Origin of the sequence: Nocardioides panacis (assembly GCF_019039255.1) — a bacterium.
Lineage (GTDB): Bacteria > Actinomycetota > Actinomycetes > Propionibacteriales > Nocardioidaceae > Nocardioides_B > Nocardioides_B panacis.
Genome location: NZ_CP077062.1, coordinates 4,177,591 through 4,202,632 on the forward strand (window position 1 = coordinate 4,177,591; position 25,042 = coordinate 4,202,632).

29 protein-coding genes are annotated in these 25,042 nt (G+C 74.3%); 15 read left to right on the forward strand and 14 right to left on the reverse strand.

Annotation, left to right across the window (positions count from 1 at the left end):
- Positions 1 to 102: 102 nt before the first annotated feature.
- The 5 genes from KRR39_RS20450 to KRR39_RS20470 all read left to right on the forward strand — a co-directional run bounded on the left by KRR39_RS20450 (position 103) and on the right by KRR39_RS20470 (position 5,250).
- A complete protein-coding gene (locus tag KRR39_RS20450; protein ID WP_216939245.1) occupies positions 103 to 1,704 on the forward strand; it encodes a hypothetical protein in 1,602 nt (533 codons plus the stop codon).
- A 130-nt stretch (positions 1,705 to 1,834) separates the two neighbouring features.
- On the forward strand, positions 1,835 to 2,245 hold the full coding sequence (locus KRR39_RS20455; RefSeq protein ID WP_216939246.1) for a YciI family protein: 411 nt from the start codon (positions 1,835 to 1,837) through the stop codon (positions 2,243 to 2,245).
- 6 nt (positions 2,246 to 2,251) lie between these two features.
- The gene (locus tag KRR39_RS20460; protein WP_254185298.1) at positions 2,252 to 3,475 is read left to right on the forward strand and encodes an RNA polymerase sigma factor; all 1,224 of its coding nucleotides are present in this window, start codon (positions 2,252 to 2,254) and stop codon (positions 3,473 to 3,475) included.
- Positions 3,472 to 4,368 (forward strand): MBL fold metallo-hydrolase, encoded by an 897-nt coding sequence (locus KRR39_RS20465; RefSeq protein ID WP_216939247.1) that lies wholly within the window; start codon positions 3,472 to 3,474, stop codon positions 4,366 to 4,368. The genes KRR39_RS20460 and KRR39_RS20465 overlap by 4 nt, the downstream gene beginning before the upstream one ends.
- Before the next feature lie 51 nt (positions 4,369 to 4,419).
- Positions 4,420 to 5,250, forward strand: coding sequence for an NYN domain-containing protein (locus tag KRR39_RS20470; protein WP_216939248.1), 831 nt, complete (start codon positions 4,420 to 4,422; stop codon positions 5,248 to 5,250).
- 10 nt (positions 5,251 to 5,260) lie between these two features.
- On the opposite strand, the gene KRR39_RS20475 is transcribed toward KRR39_RS20470, so the two are convergent.
- Positions 5,261 to 6,133, reverse strand: a complete 873-nt coding sequence (locus tag KRR39_RS20475; protein ID WP_216939249.1) for an EamA family transporter — start codon at positions 6,131 to 6,133, stop codon at positions 5,261 to 5,263.
- A gap of 98 nt (positions 6,134 to 6,231) precedes the next feature.
- Here KRR39_RS20475 and KRR39_RS20480 point away from each other — a divergent pair, with 98 nt between their 5' ends.
- Complete coding sequence (locus KRR39_RS20480; protein WP_216939250.1) at positions 6,232 to 7,029, forward strand: alpha/beta fold hydrolase; 798 nt, start codon at positions 6,232 to 6,234, stop codon at positions 7,027 to 7,029.
- The gene (locus tag KRR39_RS20485) at positions 7,022 to 7,606 is read left to right on the forward strand and encodes a TetR/AcrR family transcriptional regulator (protein ID WP_216939251.1); all 585 of its coding nucleotides are present in this window, start codon (positions 7,022 to 7,024) and stop codon (positions 7,604 to 7,606) included. Before KRR39_RS20480 ends, KRR39_RS20485 begins: the two co-directional genes overlap by 8 nt.
- Positions 7,607 to 7,621: 15 nt before the next feature.
- Here the strand turns inward: KRR39_RS20485 and KRR39_RS20490 are convergent, their stop codons facing one another.
- Positions 7,622 to 8,275: a response regulator gene (locus KRR39_RS20490; RefSeq protein WP_216939252.1), complete on the reverse strand. Its 654-nt coding sequence runs from the start codon at positions 8,273 to 8,275 to the stop codon at positions 7,622 to 7,624.
- Positions 8,272 to 9,453, reverse strand: coding sequence for a sensor histidine kinase (locus KRR39_RS20495; protein ID WP_216939253.1), 1,182 nt, complete (start codon positions 9,451 to 9,453; stop codon positions 8,272 to 8,274). The genes KRR39_RS20490 and KRR39_RS20495 overlap by 4 nt, the downstream gene beginning before the upstream one ends.
- A 204-nt stretch (positions 9,454 to 9,657) precedes the next feature.
- Here KRR39_RS20495 and KRR39_RS20500 point away from each other — a divergent pair, with 204 nt between their 5' ends.
- The 3 genes from KRR39_RS20500 (at position 9,658) to KRR39_RS20510 (ending at position 11,430) form a co-directional block, all read left to right on the forward strand.
- Complete coding sequence (locus KRR39_RS20500) at positions 9,658 to 10,134, forward strand: hypothetical protein (RefSeq protein WP_216939254.1); 477 nt, start codon at positions 9,658 to 9,660, stop codon at positions 10,132 to 10,134.
- A gap of 68 nt (positions 10,135 to 10,202) precedes the next feature.
- Positions 10,203 to 10,700 carry a thioesterase family protein gene (locus tag KRR39_RS20505; protein WP_216939255.1) on the forward strand — a complete coding sequence of 166 codons (498 nt, stop codon included), beginning with the start codon at positions 10,203 to 10,205 and terminating at the stop codon, positions 10,698 to 10,700.
- A gap of 4 nt (positions 10,701 to 10,704) precedes the next feature.
- Positions 10,705 to 11,430, forward strand: a complete 726-nt coding sequence (locus KRR39_RS20510) for a VOC family protein (protein ID WP_216939256.1) — start codon at positions 10,705 to 10,707, stop codon at positions 11,428 to 11,430.
- Here the strand turns inward: KRR39_RS20510 and KRR39_RS20515 are convergent.
- On the reverse strand, positions 11,427 to 11,600 hold the full coding sequence (locus KRR39_RS20515; protein WP_216939257.1) for a BBE domain-containing protein: 174 nt from the start codon (positions 11,598 to 11,600) through the stop codon (positions 11,427 to 11,429). The two genes, KRR39_RS20510 and KRR39_RS20515, sit on opposite strands and share 4 nt — an antisense overlap.
- Positions 11,601 to 11,635: 35 nt before the next feature.
- On the opposite strand from KRR39_RS20515, the gene KRR39_RS20520 reads away from it, so the two are divergent.
- The gene (locus KRR39_RS20520) at positions 11,636 to 12,043 is read left to right on the forward strand and encodes a PPOX class F420-dependent oxidoreductase (RefSeq protein WP_216939258.1); all 408 of its coding nucleotides are present in this window, start codon (positions 11,636 to 11,638) and stop codon (positions 12,041 to 12,043) included.
- On the opposite strand, the gene KRR39_RS20525 is transcribed toward KRR39_RS20520, so the two are convergent.
- From KRR39_RS20525 to KRR39_RS20555, 7 genes are all read right to left on the reverse strand, one after another.
- Positions 12,034 to 12,483 carry an MmcQ/YjbR family DNA-binding protein gene (locus KRR39_RS20525; RefSeq protein ID WP_216939259.1) on the reverse strand — a complete coding sequence of 150 codons (450 nt, stop codon included), beginning with the start codon at positions 12,481 to 12,483 and terminating at the stop codon, positions 12,034 to 12,036. The genes KRR39_RS20520 and KRR39_RS20525 overlap by 10 nt on opposite strands.
- Before the next feature lie 55 nt (positions 12,484 to 12,538).
- Positions 12,539 to 13,972: a selenium-binding protein SBP56-related protein gene (locus tag KRR39_RS20530; RefSeq protein WP_216939260.1), complete on the reverse strand. Its 1,434-nt coding sequence runs from the start codon at positions 13,970 to 13,972 to the stop codon at positions 12,539 to 12,541.
- Positions 13,973 to 14,156: 184 nt separating this feature from the next.
- Positions 14,157 to 14,918, reverse strand: a complete 762-nt coding sequence (locus KRR39_RS20535) for an alpha/beta hydrolase family protein (protein ID WP_216939261.1) — start codon at positions 14,916 to 14,918, stop codon at positions 14,157 to 14,159.
- Positions 14,919 to 14,955: 37 nt separating this feature from the next.
- Positions 14,956 to 15,747, reverse strand: coding sequence for a hypothetical protein (locus KRR39_RS20540; protein ID WP_216939262.1), 792 nt, complete (start codon positions 15,745 to 15,747; stop codon positions 14,956 to 14,958).
- An 80-nt stretch (positions 15,748 to 15,827) separates the two neighbouring features.
- Complete coding sequence (locus KRR39_RS20545) at positions 15,828 to 16,247, reverse strand: hypothetical protein (RefSeq protein ID WP_216939263.1); 420 nt, start codon at positions 16,245 to 16,247, stop codon at positions 15,828 to 15,830.
- Between the two features lie 4 nt (positions 16,248 to 16,251).
- Positions 16,252 to 17,316: an endonuclease/exonuclease/phosphatase family protein gene (locus tag KRR39_RS20550; RefSeq protein WP_216939264.1), complete on the reverse strand. Its 1,065-nt coding sequence runs from the start codon at positions 17,314 to 17,316 to the stop codon at positions 16,252 to 16,254.
- 85 nt (positions 17,317 to 17,401) lie between these two features.
- Positions 17,402 to 17,935, reverse strand: a complete 534-nt coding sequence (locus KRR39_RS20555) for an exonuclease/endonuclease/phosphatase family protein (RefSeq protein WP_216939265.1) — start codon at positions 17,933 to 17,935, stop codon at positions 17,402 to 17,404.
- A gap of 503 nt (positions 17,936 to 18,438) precedes the next feature.
- Here KRR39_RS20555 and KRR39_RS20560 point away from each other — a divergent pair.
- The 3 genes from KRR39_RS20560 (at position 18,439) to KRR39_RS20570 (ending at position 22,234) form a co-directional block, all read left to right on the forward strand.
- Positions 18,439 to 19,689: an alpha/beta fold hydrolase gene (locus tag KRR39_RS20560; RefSeq protein WP_216939266.1), complete on the forward strand. Its 1,251-nt coding sequence runs from the start codon at positions 18,439 to 18,441 to the stop codon at positions 19,687 to 19,689.
- On the forward strand, positions 19,686 to 20,672 hold the full coding sequence (locus KRR39_RS20565; RefSeq protein WP_216939267.1) for a DUF2332 domain-containing protein: 987 nt from the start codon (positions 19,686 to 19,688) through the stop codon (positions 20,670 to 20,672). The genes KRR39_RS20560 and KRR39_RS20565 overlap by 4 nt, the downstream gene beginning before the upstream one ends.
- Positions 20,673 to 20,734: 62 nt before the next feature.
- Entirely contained in the window at positions 20,735 to 22,234 is a 1,500-nt protein-coding gene (locus tag KRR39_RS20570) for a flavin-containing monooxygenase (protein ID WP_216939268.1), read from the forward strand.
- Here KRR39_RS20570 and KRR39_RS20575 read toward each other — a convergent pair.
- A complete protein-coding gene (locus KRR39_RS20575) occupies positions 22,231 to 22,587 on the reverse strand; it encodes a hypothetical protein (protein WP_216939269.1) in 357 nt (118 codons plus the stop codon). The two genes, KRR39_RS20570 and KRR39_RS20575, sit on opposite strands and share 4 nt — an antisense overlap.
- A 52-nt stretch (positions 22,588 to 22,639) precedes the next feature.
- Positions 22,640 to 23,215 (reverse strand): CGNR zinc finger domain-containing protein, encoded by a 576-nt coding sequence (locus KRR39_RS20580; RefSeq protein ID WP_254185299.1) that lies wholly within the window; start codon positions 23,213 to 23,215, stop codon positions 22,640 to 22,642.
- 69 nt (positions 23,216 to 23,284) lie between these two features.
- On the opposite strand from KRR39_RS20580, the gene KRR39_RS20585 reads away from it, so the two are divergent.
- Complete coding sequence (locus KRR39_RS20585) at positions 23,285 to 24,529, forward strand: MFS transporter (RefSeq protein ID WP_254185300.1); 1,245 nt, start codon at positions 23,285 to 23,287, stop codon at positions 24,527 to 24,529.
- Here the strand turns inward: KRR39_RS20585 and KRR39_RS20590 are convergent.
- Positions 24,423 to 24,938, reverse strand: coding sequence for a class I SAM-dependent methyltransferase (locus KRR39_RS20590; RefSeq protein ID WP_216939271.1), 516 nt, complete (start codon positions 24,936 to 24,938; stop codon positions 24,423 to 24,425). The two genes, KRR39_RS20585 and KRR39_RS20590, sit on opposite strands and share 107 nt — an antisense overlap.
- Positions 24,939 to 25,042 lie beyond the last annotated feature (104 nt).

Here is a 25,042-nt window from a genome sequence, read left to right on the forward strand (position 1 = left end):
GTCGGCATCCTGCCACGGGACGAGCCTGGCTCGGCCCGTGCCGGCGGGGCCTGGCCGGGCGTAGCGTCTGAGGGAGACGTGCCGCGCAGGAGGTGGTGAGCCATGGCGGACCAGCGGGCCACTCCCGACGAGGTCCGGATCCGGACCAGCCCGCGGGAGCCGGTGACCGACCCCACGCTCGGGATCGAGGTCCCCCGTCCCCCCGCGGCCGCTCCGGCGCGGCACCGTCTGGTCACCCTCGGGGACTCCCTCACCCAAGGGTTCATGAGCGCGGCCGTGCACCGCACCGACGTGTCGTGGCCGGCGATCGCGGCGTACGAGCTGGGCCTGACCGCCGAGCAGTTCACGTTCCCGACCTACGAGTGGCCGACCGGGCCGGGCGGCCTGCCGCTGGACCTGGAGCGGCTGGCCCGGGCGTTCGAGAAGCGGTTCGGCGCGCACCTGGACTTCTGGGAGATCGTGACGGCCGGACTGTGGCTGCGCTCCTACCTGGACCGGATCGAGGACTACTGGGAGCGCGGGGACGGCTCCCGGACCCCGCCCGGCGGCGCACCGTTCCACAACACGGCGGTCTACGGGTGGGACCTGCTCGACCCCCAGCTCCTGACCGCGCCGATGGTCGCCTCCCGGCTGGCCGGCCCGACCCGGGACGACGTGCTGTCGCAGCTGGTGGAGCACCACCAGGACCGGGCCGCCTGGCCGGTCCTGCAGCGGGCCCGCAGGGGCAACCGCGGCCGCACGGTCCTGGACGCCGTGACCGACATGAGCCGGCCCGCCCAGGGCGTCGAGACGCTGGTGGTCGTCCTGGGTGCGAACAACGCGCTCGGCTCGGTCGTCACGCTGGAGCCCGCCTGGACCCCGGAGGGCTACGACGACCTCCCTCCCGAGGAGCGCCTGACGGCCCGGGTCGGCTGCAACCTGTGGCGGCCCAGCGCCTTCGCCGCCGACTGGTCGCTGCTCGAGGAGAAGCTGCGCGGGGTCGCAGCCCAGCACGTGATCATCGCGACGGTCCCGTCGGTCACCATCGCGCCGATCGCGCGGGGCACCTTCACGAAGGTCCGTCCGGAGTCCCGGTACTTCCCCTACTACACACGGCCGTGGGTCACCGACGAGGACTTCGACCCCCGCCGCGACCCGCACCTCACCGCCGACGAGGCCCGGGCGATCGACTCCGCCATCGACTCCTACAACGAGACGATGATCGGCTCCGTCGCCGCCGCCCGCACCGACGGCCTCGACTGGTACGTCTTCGACATGGGGTTGCTCCTCGACCGGCTGGCGACCCGGCGCTACATCGACAGTCCCTGGGCGAGGCCGGCCTGGTGGACCCCCTACGAGCTGCCACCCGCGCTGCGTGCGCTGGACCCGGTGCCGAACACCCGGTTCTTCCGGGCGGGTCCCGAGGGGCGCACCGACGGCGGGCTGTTCTCCCTCGACGGGGTGCACCCGACGACCAGCGCCTACGGCATCCTCGCCCAGGAGGTCATCAAGGTGATGGAGCTGGCCGGCGTGGAGTTCGCCGACCGCCAGGGGCAGCCGCGCACCGGCCCGGTCCGGGTCGACTTCGAGCGGCTGCTCCGCGCCGACACCCTGCTCAGCGACCCGCCCGCCGCGGTCAGCAACACGCTGAGCCTGCTCGGCTGGCTCGACGACCGGCTCGACCTGGTCACCCGGTTCCTGCCCTTCGTGCACTCGCCCCTCTAGCGGCGGGGCGGCGGTGCGCCGGAGGTTCCCGGTGGGCGGGGAGTGATGTCATGTCGAGAAGCGCCGGTCGGCTCCGCTCATCAGGTGAAGGGCCGCGACGGACGCGGTCCACGACACCAGGAGAACCACCATGCCGAAGTACCTGCTCCTCAAGCACTACCGCGGCGGCCCGGCGCCGCACCACCCGTTCCCCCCGATGGACCAGTGGGCCCCCGAGGACGTGGAGGCGCACATGGCCTTCCTCCAGCACGTCAGCGAGCTGCTGGAGAAGAACGGCGAGCTCGTCGACGCGCAGGCGCTCACCCCCGCCCGCACCTGGGTCCGGTACGGCGGCCCGGACGCCGCCCCGGTGACCACCGACGGCCCGCTGCCCGAGACCAGCGACCTCGTGGCGGGCTGGTACATGATCGACGTCGACTCCCACGAGCGCGCCGTCGAGCTCGCGGCGTACGTCTCCTCCGAGCCCGGGCCCGGCGGGGAGCCGCTCTACGAGTGGATCGACGTCCGCGAGGTCATGTCCGAGGCACCCGCGGACGACTGACCCGCCGTGACCGACGAGCCGACGCCGCGACTGGACGAGGGTGCCCTGCGCGCCCTCGTCCCGCGGGTGCTCGCGGTCCTGGTGCGGCGGGGCGAGGACTTCTCCGCCGCGGAGGACGCGCTGCAGGAGGCGTTGCTGGAGGCGCAGCGGGTGTGGCCCGAGCACCCGCCGCGCGACCCGCGCGCGTGGCTGGTGACGGTCGCGACCCGGCGGCTGGTCGACGTACGTCGCAGCGAGGCGGCCCGGCACCGCCGGGAGGAGGCGACGTACGCCGAGCCGCGGCCGGTCGGCGCCGAGGAGGGCGACGACACCCTCTTCCTGCTGTTCTGCTGCTGCCACCCCGACCTCACGCCCGCCTCCCAGGTGGCACTGACCCTGCGCGCCGTCGGCGGTCTCACCACCCGGGAGATCGCGGACGCGTTCTACGTGCCGGAGGCGACGATGGCGCAGCGGATCAGCCGGGCCAAGCGCGCCCTGCGGGACCGCCGCCTGGACCGGGCCGGCGACCTCGCCGTGGTGCTGCGGGTGCTCTACCTCGTCTACTCGGCCGGGCACGCGGGCCGGGTGGACCTGGCCGGCGAGGCGGTCCGGCTCGCCCGCCAGCTCACCCTCGCCACCGAGGAGCCGGAGGCCCGCGGGCTGCTCGCGCTGATGCTCCTGAACCACGCCCGGCTGCCGGCGCGCCTCGACCCGGAGGGCCGGATCGTCACGCTCGACCGGCAGGACCGCGGTCTCTGGGACACCCGGGAGATCGCCGAGGGCGTGCGCGTCCTGCAGTCGGCGCTGGCCGTCGGGCGCCCGGGCCGCTACCAGGTCGAGGCCGCCATCGCCGCCCTGCACGACGACGCGGCCGTCGCCGAGGAGACCGACTGGCCGCAGGTGCTGGCGTGGTACGACGACCTCGTCGCGCTCACCGACGACCCGGTGCGCCAGGACCCGGCGGCGGTGCTCGGCCGCGCGGTGGCGGTCGGCCACGTCCTCGGCGCCGCCGCCGGGCTGCGCGAGACCGACCGGCTGGCCGGCGTGATCGGCGACCGGCACCGGTGGCACGCCGTGCGCGGTCACCTGCACGAGCTCGGCGGCGACCTCCCGGCCGCGGCCACGGCCTACGCCGAGGCGGCCCGGCTGGCCACGAACCTCGCCGAGCGCGACCACCTGGTCCGGCAGGCCGCCCGCGCGCGCCGCGGAGCCGGGGGACCGGTGGCCGGGGCTGGGATGATGCCCGCATGACCACCACGCTCGACTGGTACGGCTGCGCCACGTTCGGCCTGCGCACCGCGGGGATGCACATCCTGCTGGACGCGTACGTCGACCGGGCGGCCACCGCGGCCGGGCCGGGCCTGCGTGCCGAGGACATCACCGACTGCGACTGGATCGTGATCGGGCACGCGCACTTCGACCACCTCTACGGCGCGGAACGGATCGCGCCGGCGACCGGGGCCCGGATCGTCGCGGGCTACGAGTCGGTGCGGCTGCTGGAGGCGCTGGGCGTCCCGCTCGAGCAGATGGTCCCGGTGGCCGGCGGGGAGACCGTCGACCTGGGGAACGGGTGCCGGGTGACCGCCTACCCGAGCCAGCACTCCTGCGTCTGGTCGCACGGGCAGATGCCGCAGGCGGGCGAGGTGTGCCTGGGTGACCTCGGGGTGACCTGGCAGGAGCAGCAGACGCGGATGCAGGCGCTGACCCGGCACCTCGCCACCGCGCTGGACCCGGTCGCCGGTGAGCACCTGCAGGCCGCCCTGGCCGGGCACAGCGACCGGGGCGACGGCGGGGCCCTGCTGTTCCTCTTCGAGCTCCCGGACGGGTCGCTGCTGTTCCAGGACACCAGCGGGCACTGGAGCGGCGTGCTCGCGCACCTGCGGCCCGACGTCGCGATCCTGGCCGCCGCCGGCCGGGGCAACGTCGACGGGGAGCCGGTCCAGGGGACCCTCGCGGACTTCGTGGCCCGGCAGGCGGAGCTCCTGGGCGCGCCCCGGATCCTGCTCAGCCACCACGACGACTGGCTCCCCGGCTTCTCCGTGGACACCGACCTGGTCCCCGTGCGCGCGGCGCTCGCCCGGCGCTGCCCGGAGGTCGAGCTCCTCGAGCCCGGCTACTGCGCGGGGACCGTGCTGTTCGGCTGACCGGGCGGTGCGCCCCTTCGGCGCGGCGACCTCCCGCACTACGCTCCCGACATGCCTCCCGCACCGGACTCCAGCCGGCTCGCCGTCCTCATCGACGGTGACAACACGACGCCCACGATCATCGAGGCGCTGCTCGCCGAGATCGCGAAGTACGGCAGCGCCACGGTCAAGCGGGCCTACGGCGACTGGACCACGTCGAGCCTGCGCGGCTGGAAGGAGGCGATCAACGCGCACGCCATCCAGCCGATGCAGCAGTTCGCCTACACCACCGGCAAGAACGCGACCGACAGCGCGATGATCATCGACGCGATGGACCTGCTCTACACCGGCAACCTGGACGGGTTCTGCCTGGTCACCTCCGACAGCGACTTCACCAAGCTCGCCTCCCGGCTCCGGGAGTCGGGCAAGACGGTGTACGGCTTCGGCGAGCCCCGCACGCCCCAGGCCCTGGTCGCCGCGTGCGACAAGTTCGTCTACCTCGACGTGCTCCGGCGTCCGGACAAGCCGACGAAGGAGCCCAGCGACGAGGGCGCGGCGGACACCGCCCCGTCCCGCGCGAGCGGCAGCGAGCTGCGCCGGGACGCCAAGCTGGTCAGGTTGCTGCGCGAGGGGATCGACGCGGCCTCGGACGACGACGGCTGGGCCAACCTCGGAGGCGTCGGCTCGTACGTCGCGAAGCAGGCGCCGGACTTCGACTCCCGCAACTGGGGCTACGCCAAGCTGGTCGACCTGGTCACCGCGATCGACCTCTTCGAGGTGAAGCGGTCCGCGGGGCAGGGGCCCCGGGTGCGGGAGCGGCCGAAGGGGGAGACCGCCAAGAAGGCGCCCGCCAAGACGGCCACCAAGAAGGCCAGCAGAGCGGGCACCGCCCGGAAGTCCTGAGCCGCCCCGCTCACACGGTGACCAGGACGACGCCGGTCGCCACGAGGACCGTCGCGGCGATGCGCCAGCGGCCGAAGCGCTCCCCGAACACCACCGCGCCGATCACGGCTCCGACGATGACGCTCGACTCGCGCAGCGCGGCGATCGGCGCCAGGGCGCCCCGGGTCTGGGCCCAGAGCACGAGCGCGTAGGCGGCCATGGACAGCGCCCCGCCGGCCAGGCCGGCCCGCAGGTGCGGCCGGAGCTGCCGCGGCAGCCGCCCCCGGCGGACCACCAGCGCCGCGACCGGCAGCACCGGTCCCTGCAGGAGGAACAGCCAGCCGGTGTAGCCGGCCACCGTGCCCGCGCTGCGCACCCCGACGCCGTCCAGCGTGGTGTAGGTCGCGATGGCCACCCCGGTCAGGACCGCGGCCGCGATCGCCGGACGCGCGGCCCGGGTGGGCACCCCGCCCACGAACACCAGCAGGCCGAGCCCGACGGAGATGGTGACCACCCCGACCAGCCGGAGGACGGACAGCTCCTCGTGGACGAGGACCGCCGCGCCGAAGGCCACCAGCCAGGGCGACGTGCCCCGGGCCAGCGGGTAGACCTGGCCGAACTCCCCGAGCCGGTAGCAGCGCATCAGCAGCAGGTTGTAGACCACGTGCATCGCGGCGGAGCCGGCCAGGAACGGCCAGCAGGCCCGCGCGGGGGCCGGGGCGACGAGCACGAGGACGACGGCACCCGCGGTGACCGCGGTGCCGATGAGTGCGAACCCGACGAGCTGGTCGCCGATGGCGTGCGCCAGCGCGTTCCACACCGCGTGCAGCACGGCGGCCGCCAGGACGGCCCCGGTGACGGCGACCCCGACCGAGGCCGGAGCGGCGGTGGCGATGCTCAGCACGAGGTGACCCCCGGACGTCTCGTGGCCCGACCAGTGGCCGGCTGCCAGCACCCTATCCGGCCTTGACAGGGCAGGCTATTGACATTAGCTTTTTGGGTATGACATCTAGCCAGTTCCTCGTGCGGCCCGAGGGTCGCCTCGCGTACGACGTCACGGGCTCCGGCCCGCTGGTCGTCTGCTCTCCCGCGATGGGCGAGCTCCGCTCGTCGTACCGGCACCTGGTGCCGCTGCTCGTGGACAGCGGCCTGCGGGTCGCCACCCTCGACCTCCGCGGCCACGGCGACTCGGACGCCACGTTCTCGTCGTACGACGACGTGGCCCTCGCCTCGGACCTGCTCGCCCTCGTCGACGAGCTCGGCGGGCCGGCGCTGCTGGTCGGCAACTCGATGAGCGCCGGCGCCGCGGTGATCGCCGCCGCCGATCGTCCCACCGCGGTCAGCGCGCTGGCGCTGCTCGGGCCGTTCGTGCGCAACCCGTCCGGCGGCCGGCTCGCCACCTTGATGTTCCGGCTCGCGCTCACCAGGCCCTGGGGACGGTCGGCGTTCCTGTCCTACTACCCCCGGTGGACGCCCGGCGTCCGCCCCGAGGGGTACGACGAGCACGCGGCCGCCGTGCGCGACAACCTGCGCCGACCGGGTCACTGGAAGGCGTTCGCGGCGACGACCCGCACCACGCACGCGCCGGCCGAGGCCCGGCTGGACGAGGTCCGCTGCCCGGCGGTCGTGGTCATGGGCACCGACGACGTCGACTGGAAGGACCCGGCCGCGGAGGCCGCGTGGGTGGGGGAGCGGCTGCACGCCGAGGTGCTGATGGCCCCCGGGGTCGGGCACTACCCGCAGGCGCAGGCCCCGGTGCTCGTCGCGGAGGCCGTGACGTCGCTGGTCGCCCGTGCCTAGGGCCGGGCTGTCCCCCGAGGTCGTGGTGGCCGAGGCGGCCGCCCTGGTGGACGCCGAGGGCGCGGGCGCGCTCACGCTCGCGGCCGTGGCCAAGCGGTTCGGCGTCGCCGTACCCAGCCTGTACAAGCACGTCGGCGGCCTCGAGGACCTGCACTCCCGGCTGGCCGTGCTCGCCGCCCGCGACCTGGGGACCGCGCTGAGACGCGCCGCGACCGGCCGGGCGGGGCGCGACGCCCTCGCGGCGGTCGCGGCGGCCTACCGCGACTACGCCCGCGCGCACCCCGGCTGCTACGGCTACCTGCTCCGGGCCCGGCCCGAGGACGCCGAGCACGCGGCGGCCAGCCAGGAGGTGCTGGACGTGCTCTACGCGCTGTTCGACGGCTACGGCATCCGGCCGGGCGCGCCCGCCGTCGACGCGGCCCGCTTCGTGCGGAGCACCCTGCACGGCTTCGTGGCCCTGGAGAACGCCGGCGGTTTCGCGATGGCCCGGCCCGTGGGCCGCAGCTTCGCCCGGGCCGTCGACGGCCTCGACACCGCCCTGTCCGGCTGGGAGGCCGACGTCCCCGCGGCCGGGTGAGTCCCGGGGCGCCGGTCAGGCCTGGTCGGCGTCGTGCACCAGGATGGCGATGTGCACCCGGTTGGTGACGTCCAGCTTGGTGAACAGCCGCGACACGTGTGCCTTGACCGTCGCCTCGCTGAGGAACAGCGAGGCGGCCACCTCGGCGTTCGACGCCCCTGCCCCGATCGCGGTGGCCACCTCGCGCTCGCGGTCGGTGAGCGTGGCGAGCCGGCGCGCGGCGTCGCGGTGCCGGTCGGAGGCCGGGCTGGTGCCGAAGTGCGCGAGCAGGGTGCGGGTGACGGACGGCGAGATGATCGCGTCGCCGGAGGCGACCAGCCGGACCGCCCGGATGATCTCCGCGGGCGGCGTGTCCTTGACCAGGAACCCTCCGGCGCCGGCGCGCAGGGCGCTCATCACCTGCTCGTCGGCCTGGAAGGTGGTCAGCACGATCACCTGCGGGGCCGGGTCGAGCCGGCGCACCGCGGCGGTCGCGGTGATCCCGTCCATCTCCGCCATCCGGATGTCCATCAGCACGACGTCGGGCCGGTGCGCCCGGACGGCGGCCACCGCGTGGGCGCCGTCGTCCGCCTCGCCCACCACCTGGAGGTCCTCGGCCGAGGACAGGATGATCCGGAGACCGGCGCGCACGAGGGCGTCGTCGTCGACCAGCAGCACCCGGATGGTCACCACTGCAGCTCGGCGTCGACCACGAAGTCGCCCGATCCGTCCGGCCCGTGCACGAGCGTGCCGCCGGCGAGCGTGACGCGCTCCTGCAGCCCGAGCAGGCCCGCGCCGGACCCGGGCAGCGCCGGTCCGCGGGCGGCGTGGATCGGCTGGCGGTTGCGGACGACGACGTGCAGGCCGGCCCCCGGTGCGCCGGTGACGTGCACGCTCGAGTCCGTGCCGGTGGCGTGCTTGCCGATGTTGGTGAGCGCCTCCTGCACGATGCGGTAGGCGTCCCGGCCCAGCGCGCCGGGTACGTCGTACGCGTCGTCGACGTCCATCTCCAGGTCGATCTTCGCGCCCGCCCGCCGGGTCTCCCCCACCAGGCGGCGGACGTCGGCCAGCGTGGGCTGCGGGGCGGCCGGCACCGGCTCCTGGCCGGGCTCCTCCCGGAGCACCCCGATCACGCTGCGCAGCTCCTCGAGGGCCTGGCGGGCGGTGGAGCGCAGCAGCTCGGCGGTCTCCCGCACCTTCGCCGGCGGCAGGTCCGGCCGCACCTCGAGACCGCCCGCGTGCAGCGCCAGCAACGAGATCCGGTGCGCGAGGACGTCGTGCATCTCCCGGGCGATCCGGGCGCGCTCGGCCGTCCTCGCCCGGTCCTCGTGCAGCCGCTGGTCGGCCTCCGCCCGCAGCGCCCGCTCGCGCAGGGAGAGCAAGAGCTGCCGTCGGGCCCGGACGAACATCCCCCAGGCCGTGGCCGCCAGCGCCAGCGGCGTCACCACCGCCACCACCGAGAGCGGGTCGGTCGTCGGGCTGTAGACCGCGAAGAGCAGGGCGGACGGCACCCACAGTGCGGTGACGAGCAGCGCCGGCCGGGCCGGGCGGTAGACCGCGAGCGAGAACAGCGCCAGCAGCCCGGGCGCGGTCGCGGAGATCGAGACGGTGCCCAGCACGACGCACAGCAGCGCGACCCCGAGCGGCCACCGGCGCCGCCACCACAGCGAGAGGCAGGCGGCCACGCCACACGCCACGTCGAGGTACACCTGACCGGCGGACAACGGGTGGAGGGTGTCGCGCAGCGCCGGGCTGAGGAACAGCGCCGCGAGCACCACCCCGGCCAGGCACCCCGCGGCGTCCACCGCCAGGTCGCGGCCGGTGCGCCGCCCACCCGTCTTCCCCCACGACCTGCTCGACCGGGACATGACTTCAGGGTAGGGGTCGGGCCCGGCCCGGGACACCGACGAAGGTCGGTGCGGGCCGCGACGAAAGGCGGGTCTGCCCACCGCGGGAGCCCGTCCTTTGCTCCCTCCCGGCACCGACGACCCGCCGATGTGCCGACCCGGGCTCCGCGGCGATCGTGGTGAGTCGGCACCGGTCGGTGCCGCACACCACCAGGAGGCGACACCATGAAGCAAGCGCCAGCACGACCGTCGGCACCTTCCCCGCAGCCGCAGCCCGTCCCGGCCGTGCCACCTCCGGGCCGGCTGTCGCTGTGGCAGCTGAACCTGCTGCGCGTGGGCTACCTCGTGATGGGCGTGGGCCTGGCGGTCTTCAAGTGGCCCACCTTCCTCGACCACGGGCCGTGGAGCCTGGCGGAGGGCACGAAGGAGTGCATGCTCGTCGCGATGTCGGTCCTGGCGCTGCTGGGGCTGCGGCACCCGCAGCGCATGCTGCCGATCCTGCTCTTCGAGGTCGCCTGGAAGCTCCTCTGGCTCGGCGTCGTGGCCCTGCCGCTGTGGGTGCACGGCGAGCTCGGCGGTGCCACGCGCGTGCAGGCCGGGACGGTGCTCTGGGTGGCGATCATCATCGCGGTCGTCCCGTGGCGCCACGTGCTCGGCCAGTACGTGACGGCCCCCGGCGAGCCCTGGCGCCGGACCCGGTGAGCGGACGCCGTCCCCGGGCGGACGCCTGCGCGGCCGCACCGGGACCGGCCCCGGTATCGTCACGAGGCGTGACATCACCCCACCCCACGTACGAGCAGCTCGTCGACCTGCCGGCGTACGCCGAACAGCCCGTCCCGATCGCGTTCGAGGACGTCAACGGCCACCTCAACGTCCGGCACTACACCGGCATCGCCAGCGAGGGGCTCGACGAGTCCCTGGTCGGGCTCGGGATCCCGCAGAACTGGCCGGTCTCCGGGCACGCGTGCTTCTCCGCCGAGCACCACCTGACCTACCTGGCCGAGCTGCGCACCGGTGACACGATGTCGGCGCGGGTGCGGCTGCTCGGGCGGGCGGAGCGGGCCGCGCACGCCCTGGTCTACCTGCTCGACGACTCGCACCAGCGGCTGAGCTTCGTGATGGAGGAGGTCTTCCTGCACATCGACATGGAGACCCGCCGCACCGCGCCGTGGCCCGACCACGTGGCGGCCGCCCTCGACGAGCGCATCGCCGCGAACGCCGACCTGCCGTGGCAGCCCGACGTGTCCGGCTCGATGAGCCTGCGCTGAGCCGATGACCGTCCGGCTCGTCGACCTCTGCTTCGACGCCCACGACCCGGTCGCGCTCGCGCGCTTCTGGGGCGGCGTCCTGGGCTGGGAGACGGCCGACGACGACCCGCAGGACGGTGTCACGCTCCTGCCGGCCGACGACACCGGGTTCCGGCTCTGGTTCGTCCCCAGCAGCGAGCCGAGGTCCGGCCCGAACCCCGTGCACCTCGACCTCACGAGCAGCTCCCTCGAGGACCAGCAGCAGACGGTGGCCAGGGCGCTCGGGCTCGGCGCCCGGCACCTCGACGTCGGTCAGCTCCCCGAGGAGGAGCACGTGGTGCTCGCCGACCCCGAGGGCAACGAGTTCTGCGTCGTCGAGCCGGGCAACGGCTTCCTCGCCGACTGCGGGTTCATCGGGGCGCTGTCGTGCGACGGCTCGCAGTCCGTGGGGTACTTCTGGAGCGCGGCGCTCGGCTGGCCGCTGGTCTGGGACCAGGACCAGGAGACCGCGATCCGCTCACCGCACGGCGGACCGAAGATCGCCTGGGGCGGCCCGCCCCTGACCCCGAGGACCGGGAAGCACCGGACCCACTTCGACCTCGCCCCTCCGGCCGACGGCGACCAGCAGGTCGAGGTCGACCGCCTCCTGGCCCTCGGGGCGACGCGCGTGGACATCGGCCAGGGCGACGTCGGGTGGGTCGTGCTGGCCGACCCCGACGGCCACGAGCTCTGCGTGCTGCCTCCGCGCTAGCCGGTCGCCGGCGCGATGTTGGCGCTGCCCCGGAACACGTTGCCCGGGTCGTACGTCGCCTTGAGCCGGCCCAGCCTCGCGAACTTCTCCTCGCCGTAGGCGGACCGCACCGGGTCCCGGTCGTCGTACTCCGCCGACCCGTCCACGTAGGACCCGTCCCGGGCGGGCACTCCCCGTTCGCACGGGGCAGGGGCAGGATGGCGGCATGGACCTCGACGACGCACGGGAGTTCGTCCGCACCCACCACCGGGCGGTGCTCGCGACCCGCACCTCCTCCGGCATCCAGCAGAGCCCGGTGCTGGTCGGCGTGGACGACACCGGCCGGCTCACCGTCAGCAGCCGGGAGACCGCGTTCAAGACCAAGAACCTGCGCGCCGACCCGTGGGCCCAGCTCTGCGTGCTGAACGACCGGTTCTTCGGGGACTGGGTCTACGTGGAGGGGCGCGCCGAGGTGGTCTCGCTGCCCGAGGCGATGGAGCCGCTCGTGGAGTACTACCGCGGCATCTCGGGCGAGGCCGACGACTGGGACGCCTACCGGGCCGGGATGGAGCGGGAGCGCCGGGTGATCCTCCGGATCACGCCGACGCGGGCCGGGCCGGACCGTCAGGGCTGAGGACCGGCCGGCGCGTCCGCGCCGTCCGCACGGGACGCCAGCCACGCGGCGGCGCGGCGTGCAGAGGCGCGGGACAGCCAGGCGTCCTGCACCAGCTCGGCCAGCTCCTCGCGGCTGAGCTCGCCCACCCGTCCGGCCCTCAGCAGCACCGAGGGGTGGCCGTCGAAGTGCGCGGTGGTGAAGAACGGCGTGGACTCGTCCTGGACGAGCGCCTGCTTGTCGCCCTCCGACGCCACCCAGAACACGATCACGTCGGTGAGCCGCTCCCCGGTCACGGGGTCGAGCGCGTCGGGGCGCGGGGTCCGGAAGAAGATGAAGGACCTGCCGCCCACCTGGTAGACCGGGTTGCCGCTCGTGCCGTCCACGACGGTGACGTGCGGCAGGCCCCGGGCCAGCGCGTGCACGTCCTCGAGGCGGGCTCTCCGCTCGGCGCTGCCCATGTCCTGGAAGATACCTCCAGCCGGCGGGGTCGCGGGTGCGACCGGACGCGCCGGGTCAGCTCCAGCAGTAGGAGTCCGAGGACGCGTCGCCGCCCTGCAGGCGCACCTGGTGGACCCGGCGCCCGCGGAACTCCTCGCCGTGCGGGAAGAAGCGCCGGTCCGGGGTCATCCCGCCCGCGACCGGGTCGGTGTCGATCTTCGCCATCCAGGCGCCGGTGCCGTCGGGGTAGAACTGGTCGTCCCACGCGCCGTACAGCGAGTTGGTGACGTAGACCCGGCGCCCGTCGCGACTGACCTCGACCATCTGCGGCCCGCCGGCGAGCGGTTCGTCCGGCGCCGACGGGTGACCGGTCCGTCGCACGATCCCGCCGAGCTGCACCGACCCGACCTCACGCGGCGCGGCCGGGTCGGAGACGTCGTACTGCTTGAGCTCGCCGATGCCCCAGCACGACACGTAGAGCATCCGGTCGTCCACGGACAGGTCGATGTCGGTGACCAGGGGAGGGACCGCGGCGAAGGGCTTCAGCGCCGGCGGCAGGTCGTCCGGGTCGGCCGGCTGGGCCGGGATCGTGATCACCTTGTCGACCTGCCAGTCGCTGCCCTCGCGGTGCCAGCGCCACACCGACGCGGACAGGTCCTCGGTCGAGATCACGACGCCCACGAACCCCCACGTCGCGTCCGGGTCGTGGGAGGGGCGGAGCTCCAGCACCATCTGGTGCTCCGGGCCCAGGTCGAGCGTCTGCTGGTGCCGGCCCTCGGCGAGGTCCCAGAAGTGCATCTGGTGGCCGTACTTCTGGCCGAGCAGCAGCTCGGGCACGATGCCCTCCTCGATCATCGACGGGGTGCCCCACTCGCTGGAGACCAGGGTGTTCTGGTTGAGGTGCCACCAGGCGTCGTAGGCGAGGTACTGCGGCCCGCGGTCGGTCTCCCAGGCGCGCAGCACGTCGAAGGTGTTGTGGTCGAGCAGCGCGATGCCGCCCGGGCCGTCGACGCCGTCCGCGCCGCCGAGGCAGGTCAGGAACACCCCGTCCGGACCGCAGTGCAACGTGTGCGGCCGCGAGTAGCCGGCCTTCTCGGCGAGCTCGGAGGCCTCGATCGTCTTGTGCAGCCGCGGCGCGCGCGGGTCGGGCTGGGTGTCGAGGACGTGCACCCGGGAGCTGCGCAGGCCGGGCAGCAGCAGGAACCGCCGCTGCAGGCCGTCCGGCCCCATGTCGTGCCCGGCGTGCATCAGCGCGCTCGAGCAGGCGTTCCACCCGAAGTGGTGCAGCTCGTCGCCGCGGGTGGGCAGGTCCACCCAGCCGACGACCTGCGCGAAGTCCGCCGAGGACTCGTCGACGTCGAGGACGGCCAGGGCGTCCGGGCGCTCGCCGGAACGGTCGAAGGCGACGACGTAGGCCAGCCGCTCGGTCGGTGCCGCCGCCGCCTCGGCGGCGCTGCGGTAGAACGTCGGGTCCGTCTGCTGCGACGACGTACCGGCTGATGGGCTCATCGCTACCAACTCCTCGGGCGACCCGGGGACGAGCAGCCAGCTCCCCCCGATGCACGGTGCCCACGACGCTACGTCGCGCGGCGGGGCGCTCGGCAGGGCCCTTCCAGGCCATTCGCGCGTGGGTCCCCGGTGCGGAGCGGGTGGGCCGAACGGACCGGGACCTGGCGCGGCGGCCGGACCCGGGTCAGGCGTCGGCGAGGTAGGGGTCGGCCCAGGCGCTGATGATCCGGGCGGCCCGCTTGGCCTGGTTGCGACCGGTGAGCAGGTGGTCGGCGCCCTCCAGCGACACGAAGCTGCGCGGGTGCCGCGCGGTCCGGAAGATCTCGCTCGCGTTGGCGATGCCCACGGTGTTGTCGGTCGGGGAGTGCATCACCAGCAGCGCCCGGTGCAGGGTGCGGATCTGCTCGCGCAGGTCCGCCGCGCGCACGTCCTCGATGAAGTGCCGCCGCAGGGTGAGCGCCCGGCCGCCGATCAGGAACGCGGCCTCGCCGTCGGCCAGGATCCGCTCGACCAGGGCGTCGTAGTTGTGCTCGACGTGGCCGGGGTCGTACGGCGCCCCGACGCTCGCCACCGCGCGCACCGAGTCCACCTCGTGGGCCGCGGCGATGACCGCCGCGCCGCCGAAGGAGTGCCCCACCAGGAGCCGCACCTCGCGGCCGGACCCGTTCATGAACCGGGCGGCCTGCACGGTGTCCCCGACCTTGTGGGAGAACGAGCCGTCGCCCCACTCGCCCTCGGAGTCACCCAGCCCGAGGTTGTCGAAGCGCAGCATGCCGATGCCCTCGGCGGCCAGCTGCTTGCAGATCCGGCTGGCGGCGGGACAGTCCTTGCCCAGCGTGGAAGCCGTGCGAGAACACCCCCAACCCCGGGTCGGCCCCTCGGGCGGGTCGACCAGCCCGGCCAGCACCGGTCCGCTGCTGCTGCGGAACCGCACGCGCTCGGCCATGCCGCCGATCCTTCCAGACAGCCGCCGTGCGCGGGGGTCAGCAGGTCGCGCCGGACCGGCCGGCCGTGGGCGCGGGGGCGGCGATCGACCTGGTGTTCGGCTTGCGGAGCGTGTGGTAGCGCAGCCAGTCCATCTGCATCCGGCTGACGTTCATCCGCCTCCCCGGCTCGCCGACCATCGCGAACCGGACGGTGAGCGGGACGCCGGACAGTGCCGCGCTGCGGCGCTCGGTGCTGACCACGTGCGCATCGACGAACCAGGCGATGTGGCTGCTGGTGACCTCGACGGCGAAGGTGTGCCACCGGTCGTTGCCGAGGTTCATGCCGTGCCGCGCGGCGCTCTCGAGGTCCGGCAGGTTGCGGATGTAGAAGTGCGCGCGGTTGGTGCCGAGCCGGTAGCTCTCCAGCGCGACGTCGCGGGCCCCGCAGTTCTGCGGCCGTCCGGCGGCGGGCACCAGCTCGGTGCGCACCCGGTACGACGTCGCGGCGGCGGTGTACTGCCGGGACCGCAGCCGGATCTCCCAGCGGCCGACGGCGTGGCCGGCGCCCTTCAGGGTGGCCACGACGTTCCCGGCGCGGCCGGTGTTCAAGGTGAGCATGCCGTGCTGGGTGCGGGCGTTGCCGGCGCCCGGGGCGGACACCGTCCAGATCCGCTTGCGCGGTCCGACGAAGTCGTCCTGCCACACGTGCTTGCCCCAGCCGTAGGTGTTCGCGGCGTTCACCGGGCCGGGCACCCGCGCGTGGTTCGCCGAGGACGGGCTGAGCGGGACCAGCGTGAGGGACAGGGCCGTGACGGCGCCGAGGGTGGCGGCGCGGCGCAAGGAGTTCATCGGGACAAGGTACGCGTACCGCCCCCGGGTCGTCCGGTTGAGCGCGCGCCGGGGCGCCCCCGCAACCGGACGACCCGGGGTCAGGGGAGGGCGGCGGCGAGCGCGCCGGCCAGCGCGACGACCGCTCCGACGCTGCGCAGCCGGTCGACGATCAGCAGCCGCCGGAGCAGCGCCGGCTCGGGTCCGGCGGCCAGCCGTCCGTGGGTCGGGGCCGCCGCCGTGGCGGTGACGGTGACGGCCAGCAGCGTGCCGGCGTCGGCGACCCAGGTCCCGGCCGAGGGGTCGCCGGTCGTCGCGCCGAGGCAGGCGACCAGCGCGGCGCCGTACACCAGGGCGACGAGCGGGGCGATGCCGCGGGAGTGCCGGGCGTGCGCCGCGGCCCACTGGCCGGCCGGCACCGCGACGAGCGCGGGGTAGGCCACCAGCGTGACGGTGAGCTGGAAGCCGGCGTGCAGCGCGGCGGCGCCGAGCAGCAGGACGTCCCAGGTCCCGGCGCTCACGCGGTCAGTCGGTCTTCTGGTCGGGCGACTTGCCGACGATCCGGACCCGCGAGACGACCACCGGGTGGTCGGTGGTGATGTCGACCAGCCGGCTGCGGTCCTCGAAGTAGCCCGAGAACGTGACGCCCTGCGAGCCGAAGATCCAGTCGACCGCACGCGGCCGGTCCGCGCGGCAGCCGCCGTTGTTGGTGCCGCCCCGGGCCGCCACCATCGGCGCCCCGGAGGTCATCGCGCAGAAGTAGCCGTCCCGCTCGTTCATGTCGCCGGTGACGAAGACCGGGACACCGGTGCCGATCAGCCGGTTGGCCAGCGCGATCTCCACGCGGGTGGCCCGGTCCCGGAAGCGCTGCTGGCGGTGGAAGCGGGCGGTGTCGGCCGGGTTGTGGAAGTTCGCGAACCAGGCCTCCACGCCGGTGTCGAGGTTGCGCAGCTTGACGTAGGGCATCGCCCGCGGGCTGCCGTTGAAGTAGGGGATCCGCACGATCTTCTTCTCGACCGCGACGAACTTGTCCCGGCGCCAGCCGATCGAGTTCTCGGTGTCCCGGGCCTTCAGCGCGAAGCCCGGCCAGAAGTCCATCGCGGTCTGCCGCTGCAGCGCGCCGAGCTGCGGACCCTGCAGCTCCTGGAACCCGACGACGTCCGAGCCGTGCCGGTGGACCAGGTCGGCGGCCCGGCCGGCCCGGACCCGGCCCGACGCCATCCCGGGGCGCTTGCCGTTGCCGGAGGTGTGGCTGGCGCCCAGCACGTTGAACGAGCTGATCGTGAAGTCGAGGACCGGCGCGGGAGCCGGCGGCTCGGGCTTCGGCTTCTTGGTCGGCTTCTTGGTGGGCGTGGGCCGGGCGGTCAGGGTGACCGGGCGGCCGGGGCTCTGTGACGGCAGCGCGCTGGGCGGCGTCACCTCCGACGGGGTGCTGCCGGTCGGGCTGGCGGGCGTGCTCGACGGGTGCGGCGCGGGACCTCCGGAGACCTGGTCGGAGTCCTGGTGCACGACGTAGGCGACGCCGATGCCGACCAGGGCCACGAACACCACGGCGGTCACCAGGGCCAGCACGCCGGGGGTCCACTTCACGGCTGAAAGATACCCCGCAGCGCGGCCCGTCCAGACCGGGTTGCGGCAACTGTGACGTCGGTCCCGACCGCGGTCCGGTGGGGAGTCAGTAGGTGACGGCCGGAACCACCGGCAGCGGCGGCGTCGGGGACAGCGCGGCGGGCGCCCTGGTGCCGTCGACGGTCACCTCGGTGACGATCATCGGGTGGTCGGTGGTGCGGGCGACAAGCGGGCTGCGGTCCTCGATGTAGCCGCTCCAGGTGAGGTCCGGCGACCCGAAGATCCAGTCGACCGCGCGCGGCTTGTTGGCCACGCAGACCCCGTTGGACGAGTAGCCGCCGCGGGCCGCGACGAGCGGGGCCTCCACGATGACGCGGCACATGTACGGCGCCCGGTCGTTCATGTCGCCGGTCATGAAGCGCGGGATCCCGGAGGCGGCCAGCTGGTTGTGCAGCGCGACCTCGACGCGGGTCGCCTCGGCGCGCCACTTGCCCTGGTTGCGGTACTGCGCGGTGTCCGCGGGGTTGTGGAAGTTCGTGAAGTACGACATCAGCCCGGAGGTCTTCTCGCGCAGCAGCACGATCGGCATCGGCCGGGGGTTGCCGTTGAAGTAGGGGATGTTCACCGTGGTCGCCTGCACGAGATCGAACTTGTCGGTGCGCCAGCCGATGGAGTTCTCGGTGTCGCGGGCCCGCAGCGTGAAGCCCGGGTAGACCCCCCCAGGCGCCAGCGGTGATCTGCAGGAACTTGGTGAGCTGGCTGGCCTGCATCTCCTGAAAGCCGACCACGTCCACGCCGTGCTGGTCGAGCAGTTGGTTGGCCCAGATGATCCGGGTGGCACCGGTGGAGCGGGCGCCGCCGGAGGGGGTGTGGCTGGCGCCGAGGACGTTGAACGAGCTCACGGTGTACGTCGCGGACGGGGGCAGCGCACGGCGGGTCGTCGAGGACGCGGGCGCCTGCGCGGCCACGCCGACCAGGCCCGCGAGCAGCAGCGTCACGAACACTGCCGTCACAGACGACACACGACTCGACTTCTCCACCATGAGTAAAAGGTAAACGGCCCGACGGCGTGGCATAACCCGTTCGGTGATATTTCTGCTAATCGGCGCCGATGTCCCGCGGGCGTCGGGGCATGATCGGGGGATGAGCGACCACCACACCAGCACGGTGCACGTCCCGGGCCTCGTGCTCACCGACCACGAGGTCTGGGTGCCGCTCGACCACGCGAAGCCGGACGGCGACCGGATCACCGTGTTCGCCCGCGAGGTCGCCGACGTCGACGGCCGCGACAAGCCGTTCCTGGTGTTCCTCCAGGGCGGCCCCGGCAGCGAGGCGCCGCGGCCCACCCGGCACCCGGCCAACCCCGGCTGGCTGGACCGGGCGCTGCAGGACTACCGGGTGCTGATGTTCGACCAGCGCGGCACCGGGCGCTCCACGCCGATCGGGACGCTGCCGGGGATGACGCCGCAGCAGCAGGCCGACCACCTCGTGCACTTCCGCGCCGACTCGATCGTGCGCGACGCCGAGCTGGTCCGGCAGGCGCTGGGCGTGGACCGGTGGAGCGTGCTGGGCCAGTCCTTCGGCGGGTTCTGCTCGCTGACCTACCTCTCCTTCGCGCCCGAGGGCCTGCGCGAGGCGTTCTTCACCGGCGGCGTGCCCCCGGTGGGCCGGGCCGTCGACGACGTGTACGCCGCGACGTACCGGACCCAGCTCGAGCGGAACCGGCGCTACTACGCGCGCTACCCCGGCGACCGGGACCGGGTGCGGGCGCTGCACGAGCGGCTCGACGACGGCGGGGTCACGCTGCCGAACGGCGACGTGCTGTCCTCGCGCCGGTTCCGGACGATCGGCAGCGGGCTGGGGATGAGCGACGGCGCCGAGCAGCTGCACTACCTGCTGGAGCTCGACTGGGCCTCGCCGATGTTCCGCCACGACCTCGCCGCGGCGCTGCCGTTCCAGGGCCGCAACCCGCTGTACGCCGCGGTGCACGAGGCCTGCTACGCCGACGGCGTGACCACCGGCTGGTCGGCGCAGCGGATGCTCCCGGAGGAGTTCGCCGCGGACGAGACGCTGTTCACCGGCGAGCACGTGTTCCCCTGGTCTCTCGGCGAGGACCGCGAGCTCGCGCCGCTGGCCGAGGCCGCCGACCTGCTGGCGTCCTACGCGTGGCCGCGGCTGTACGACGAGGAGGCACTGCGCTCCTGCGACGTGCCGGCCGCCGCCGCGATCTACGCCGAGGACGCCTACGTCGACCGGGCGTTCTCGGAGGAGACCGCCGCGCTCGTGCCGTCGCTGCGCCCGTGGGTGACCAACGAGTACGAGCACAACGGACTGCGGGCCGGCGGCGACCGGATCCTCACCCACCTGTTCGACCTGGCCCGCGGCCGCCGGTGAACCCGGTCGGCGGGGAGGAGACCGCACAGTCCTACCGTGACTTCGCCGAGCAGGCCCGGGGGTCGTCGGCCTGCTTCACCGACTGGGCGCTGGCCGTCGCGGCGGACCCCGAGGTGCTTGCGCTCGTCGAGTCGCTGCCCGCCGCCAAGCGGCAGCCGAACCTGGTGCTCGCCGCCGCCCGGTGGCACGGCGCCCCCGCCCCCGGACCGTACGACGGGCTGCGGACCGTGCTGCTCGACGACTGGGACGCGGTGCGGGCCACCGTGCTGTCCCGGGCGACGCAGACCAACGAGGTCGGCCGGTGCGCGACGCTGCTGCCGGTGCTCGCCGGGCTGCCCGGGCCGCTCGCGCTGCTCGAGGTGGGCGCCTCGGCGGGGCTCTGCCTCTACCCCGACCGGTACTCCTACCGCTACCCCGGTCACCCGCTCGACCCGGTCGACGGACCCAGCCGGGTGCTGCTCGAGTGCTTGGTGGACGGGGACCCGCCGCTCCCGGACGCGCTGCCCGAGGTCGTCTGGCGCGGCGGCATCGACCTGAACCCGCTCGACGTGCGCGACGACGACGCGATGCGCTGGCTGCGGACGCTGGTCTGGCCCGAGCACGAGGACCGGCGCACCCGGCTGGCCGCCGCGGTCGACCTGGCGCGCGAGGACCCGCCGACGCTGGTGCGCGGCGACCTCAACGACGCGCTGCCCGACCTGGTCGAGCAGGCCCCGGAGGACGCGACGCTGGTGGTGTTCCACTCCGCGGTGCTGGCCTACCTCTCCGCGCAGGACCGGGACCTGTTCGCGCTGCAGATGGCCGTGACGCCGGGGCATTGGGTCGCCAACGAGGGGCCGCGGGTGCTGCCGACCGTGGCCGCGACCGCCCCCGAGGGCCCGCCGCCCGGTGCCGTCGTCGGCCCGGCGCCGTTCCTGCTGGCGCTGGACGGCCGGGCCGTCGCCTGGACCGAGCCCCACGGCCGCGCCCTGACCTGGCGCTGACCCTGGCCCGGGGGAGGGTCCGACCCGGGCCTCGTGCTGGAACACGTTCTAGGCTCGGCGGCATGAGCGAGCACGTCGACGTCCTGGTGATCGGCGCCGGCCTGTCCGGCATCGGCGCCGCCTGCCACCTCGAGGAGCGGCTGCCCGGGACGTCGTACCTCGTGCTCGAGGCGCGCGACGCGATCGGCGGCACCTGGGACCTGTTCCGCTACCCCGGGATCCGCTCGGACTCCGACATGTTCACGCTCGGCTACCGGTTCCGGCCGTGGACCGGCGAGAGGTCCATCGCGGACGGCCCGGCGATCCTGGACTACGTGCGCGGCACCGCTGCGGCGTACGGCGTCGAGGAGAAGGTCCGCTTCGGCGCGAAGGTGGTCGCCGCCTCCTGGTCCGGCGAGGACGCGACCTGGACGGTGCGGCTGGCCTCGGGCGCGGAGCTGACCTGCGGGTTCCTGTGGTGCTGCAGCGGCTACTACTCGTACGACGCGGGGTACACCCCGGACCTGCCGGGGCTCGAGGCGTTCACCGCCGCCGGGGGCGAGGTCGTGCACCCGCAGCAGTGGCCCGAGGGCCTCGACCACACCGGCAAGCGGGTCGTCGTGGTGGGCAGCGGCGCGACCGCCGTGACGCTGGTGCCCGCGCTCGCCGAGCGGGCGGCGCACGTGACGATGCTGCAGCGCTCGCCCACCTACGTCGTGTCGCTGCCCGGTGTCGACCGGGTCGCTGCCCGGCTGCGCGAGCGGCTGTCCCCCGCGAGGGCGTACGCGCTGACCCGGTGGAAGAACGTGCTCGTCACCACCGCGAGCTACCAGCTGGCCCGGCGCCGCCCCGAGCTGATGAAGCGGCTGATCCGCAAGGGCGTCACCAGCCAGCTGCCCGCGGGCTTCGACGTCGACCGGCACTTCAAGCCGGCCTACGACCCGTGGGACCAGCGGCTCTGCCTGGTGCCGGACGGCGACCTGTTCCGCTCGATCCGGCACGGCCGGGTCGACGTGGTCACCGACCACATCGACACCTTCACCCCGACCGGCCTCCGGCTCGTCTCGGGCGAGGAGCTCGCGGCGGACGTCGTGGTGACCGCGACCGGCCTGGCCCTGCTGGCGTTCGGCGGCATCGCGCTGTCGGTCGACGGGGTCGACGTACACCTGCCGGAGACGATGGCCTACAAGGGCATGCTGCTCTCCGGCGTGCCGAACTTCGCCTACGTGATCGGCTACACGAACGCGTCCTGGACGCTGAAGGCCGACCTGGTCAGCGAGTACGTCGTGCGGCTGCTGTCGTTCATGCGCGACCAGGGGCACGACACGGTGGTGGCCGAGCGGGACCCGGCCGTCGAGGAGGAGCCGTTCATGGACTTCGCCTCGGGCTACGTGCAACGGTCCCTGCACCTGCTGCCCAAGCAGGGCTCCCGGGCGCCGTGGCGGCTGCGGCAGAACTACCTGCGAGACGTGCTGACGATCCGTCGCGGGGCGGTCGAGGACGACGTGCTGCGGTTCTCGCACTCCCCGTCGGCCCGGGACCGCGCGTCGGCCCGAGCAGCACCCGGCGGTGGTCCGGACTAGCCGATCCCGGCCACCGCGTCGAGCCGTTGGAGCAGGTCGTGCGCGGCGAGCTCGACCTTCTTGTGCCGCCACTCGGCCGCCCGATAGACGCAGGCGATCAGGCCGCTGCGGTGCACCCGCCGGAAGTCGCCGTAGACGAAGGCGTACCTCGCCTTGGACTCGTCGCCCGGCCCCTCGGTCAGGCCGAGGTGCCAGGCGGCGTACTCCTCCCAGGTGTGGTTCTCCAGGTACGCGTTCCGCGCCTCGGCGTTCGGCTGGGCGTCGCCCCAGTCGCTGTCGAGGACGTACTGCTTCGCCTCGATCAGCTCCCGGCACCGCCGGACCCCGGCGTCGTTCACCTCGTAGCTCGCCATGTCCGCACCCTAGAACGGTCGAGCCGGGTCTGGTGAGGGTTCGAGCCGGGGCTCAGTCTCGCCGCCGGGCCCGGAACGCCGCCGCCTTCGTGCGGTTCTGGCACGCGGTCGAGCAGAACCTCCGGGTCGCGTTGCGCGAGGTGTCCACGAACACCCGGTCGCAGCGCTCGGCCGCGCACCCGCCGAGCCGCCCGGCCAGGTCGCTGCCGATCGCCAGCGCGAGCCCCGTCGCGCAGCCGGCCGCCCAGCCGGTGGCGAGCGAGTCGTCGGCGCCGTGGAAGTGCACGTGCCAGCCGTCCCCGTCGGGCAGCCGGTCGAGCTGCGGGCGCGCGCCGGCGTCGAGCATCAGGGTGTTGAGCAGGCGTACGGCGCCCCGGTCGTCCCCGCGCGCCATGCTGCTGAACACCTCCCGCAGGTCCGCCGAGAACGCGACGAGGGCGTCGGCCTCCGCGTCGCTCACCCGGGGTGCCCGACGGCCTTCGCCACCCAGCGCGGTCGCGACGGCGCGACGGCGTGCGGCACCCACCGGCGTCTCGGTCGCGACGCCGCCGCTCTCCCCGGGCGTGAGGTGGTTGACCAGCCGCGCCGCGACGTCGACCAGGTTCAGCACGTGACTGTCGAAAGTCATTTGACCAGTCACTCTCGCTCTCGTAGGTTGGTGACTGACGAACAGTCTGACACCAGTGACGGGGGAACGATGTCGGGACCGCTCCCGAGGGCCGTGCACGTCCTGGTCGCGGCCCGGGCGGTGAACCGGCTCGGCGCCTTCACGCTGCCGTTCCTCGCGGTCACGCTGGTGCGCGAGCTCGACGCGACCGTCGCGCAGGCGGGGTACCTGCTCGCGGCGTTCGGTCTGGCCACCCTGCCCTCACGGCTGCTCGGCGGCCACCTCGCGGACCGGATCGGCGGCCGGGCCACGATCGTCGCCGGCCTGGTCGGCACCGCCGCGGCCCAGCTGCTGGTGGCCGCGGCGCCGGGCCTGTGGGTCGCCGGGGTCGCCGTGGTGCTGCTCGGGCTGGCGTTCGAGGTCTACGAGCCGCCCAGCCAGGCGCTCGTCGCCGACGTGACGACCGAGGACCAGCGCCCCGCGGCGTACAGCCTGATGGCGGGGGCGATGGCCGCCGCCGGGATGGCCGCCGGCCTGCTCGCGCTCGCCCTCGCCGGCGTCGGGCTGCGCTGGCTGTTCGTCGTCGACGCGGCCACCTGCCTGGCCTGCGCGGTCCTCGTCGGGATGACAATTCCGGCGGGACCGCCCGTCGTCGCCGCCCGTCCGCGCGCCTCCGCCGCCTGGCGCGACAGACGGCTCCTGGTGATGCTGGGTGCGGGGACGGGGTTCGCCCTGGTGTACCTCCAGATCACCATCGCCCTCCCGCTGACGCTCGTCGCCCGCGAGCTTCCCGTCGCCGGCACCGGCCTCCTGCTCACCGTCTCGGCGACCACGATCGTGCTCGCCCAGCCGCTGCTGCGCCCCCGGCTGCTGGGCCGGCTCGACGACTTCGCGGCGATGACCGGCGGCTACGTGCTGCTGTCCGTCGGGCTGTTCGCCACCGGGTACGCGCGGTCGCTCCCCGCGTTCGCGGCCGCGGCGGTGCTGTGGAGCCTCGGCGACCTGGTGCTGCTCGGTCGCGCCTACTCGGTCGTCGCGGCGCTGGTGCCGGCCGGGCGGCGAGGTGGCTACCTGGCGGCCTACGGGACCAGCTGGGGCTTCGCCGCGGTCGTCGCTCCCGCGGTCGGCACCGGGCTGCTGACGTACGGCGGCCCTGCGCTGCTCTGGTCGTCACTCGCGCTGCTCTGTCTGCTGCTCGCGGCCGCCCAGCCCGTCGTACGCCGGGTGGTCAGCGGTGGTACTCCACCCGCCACAGCGGGCCGTCCAGCTCCTCGGCCCGCACCACCTCCAGGCCGTCGGCGGCGAGCCGCTCCATCGACGCGCGGGTCAGGCTGAACGGCGGGCCGGCCGCGGGGTCGACGCCGGCGACGTGCCGGAACGCCACCGCCAGCAGCGTCCCGCCGGGCGCGACCAGGTCGGCGACCCCGGCGATCGCGCGGTCCCGCGGCGGGTCGGGCAGCGCCTGGACCGTGAAGATCTCCACGACGAGGTCGAACGCGTGGCGCCAGGCGGCCGGCAGGTCGAGCAGGTCTGCGACCCGGTAGTCCACGGTCGATCCCGGGTGCCGCTCCGCCGCCAGCCGTACGGCGGTCGCGGCCACGTCGAAGCCGGTCGTCTCGAAGCCCAGCCGGGCGAGGTACTCCGCGTCCGCACCGAGCCCGCAGCCGACCACGACGGCCCGCCGGCCCTCGCCGCGCACGTCGTGCCGCTCGGCCCACTCACGCAGCAGCGCTCGCGGTCCCACGGCATGCCCACCTCGCCGGCCTCGCCGGCGGCGTACAACCGGTCGAACCAGGCGGTCGGACGGCCCTCCGCGACCGCCTCCGCGAACAGCTCACCGGCCCGCCG

Excerpts from the sequence above, each read along its gene's own strand:
- KRR39_RS20540 (WP_216939262.1), bottom strand. The coding sequence starts at position 15,747 with ATGAACTCCTTGCGCCGCGCCGCCACCCTCGGCGCCGTCACGGCCCTG.
- KRR39_RS20480 (WP_216939250.1), top strand. The coding sequence starts at position 6,232 with ATGACATCTAGCCAGTTCCTCGTGCGGCCCGAGGGTCGCCTCGCGTAC.
- KRR39_RS20525 (WP_216939259.1), bottom strand. The coding sequence starts at position 12,483 with ATGGGCAGCGCCGAGCGGAGAGCCCGCCTCGAGGACGTGCACGCGCTG.
- KRR39_RS20465 (WP_216939247.1), top strand. The coding sequence starts at position 3,472 with ATGACCACCACGCTCGACTGGTACGGCTGCGCCACGTTCGGCCTGCGC.
- KRR39_RS20530 (WP_216939260.1), bottom strand. The coding sequence starts at position 13,972 with ATGAGCCCATCAGCCGGTACGTCGTCGCAGCAGACGGACCCGACGTTC.
- KRR39_RS20520 (WP_216939258.1), top strand. The coding sequence starts at position 11,636 with ATGGACCTCGACGACGCACGGGAGTTCGTCCGCACCCACCACCGGGCG.
- KRR39_RS20495 (WP_216939253.1), bottom strand. The coding sequence starts at position 9,453 with ATGTCCCGGTCGAGCAGGTCGTGGGGGAAGACGGGTGGGCGGCGCACC.
- KRR39_RS20585 (WP_254185300.1), top strand. The coding sequence starts at position 23,285 with ATGTCGGGACCGCTCCCGAGGGCCGTGCACGTCCTGGTCGCGGCCCGG.
- KRR39_RS20560 (WP_216939266.1), top strand. The coding sequence starts at position 18,439 with ATGAGCGACCACCACACCAGCACGGTGCACGTCCCGGGCCTCGTGCTC.
- KRR39_RS20455 (WP_216939246.1), top strand. The coding sequence starts at position 1,835 with ATGCCGAAGTACCTGCTCCTCAAGCACTACCGCGGCGGCCCGGCGCCG.
- KRR39_RS20535 (WP_216939261.1), bottom strand. The coding sequence starts at position 14,918 with ATGGCCGAGCGCGTGCGGTTCCGCAGCAGCAGCGGACCGGTGCTGGCC.
- KRR39_RS20500 (WP_216939254.1), top strand. The coding sequence starts at position 9,658 with ATGAAGCAAGCGCCAGCACGACCGTCGGCACCTTCCCCGCAGCCGCAG.
- KRR39_RS20575 (WP_216939269.1), bottom strand. The coding sequence starts at position 22,587 with ATGGCGAGCTACGAGGTGAACGACGCCGGGGTCCGGCGGTGCCGGGAG.
- KRR39_RS20450 (WP_216939245.1), top strand. The coding sequence starts at position 103 with ATGGCGGACCAGCGGGCCACTCCCGACGAGGTCCGGATCCGGACCAGC.
- KRR39_RS20470 (WP_216939248.1), top strand. The coding sequence starts at position 4,420 with ATGCCTCCCGCACCGGACTCCAGCCGGCTCGCCGTCCTCATCGACGGT.
- KRR39_RS20570 (WP_216939268.1), top strand. The coding sequence starts at position 20,735 with ATGAGCGAGCACGTCGACGTCCTGGTGATCGGCGCCGGCCTGTCCGGC.
- KRR39_RS20580 (WP_254185299.1), bottom strand. The coding sequence starts at position 23,215 with ATGACTTTCGACAGTCACGTGCTGAACCTGGTCGACGTCGCGGCGCGG.
- KRR39_RS20510 (WP_216939256.1), top strand. The coding sequence starts at position 10,705 with ATGACCGTCCGGCTCGTCGACCTCTGCTTCGACGCCCACGACCCGGTC.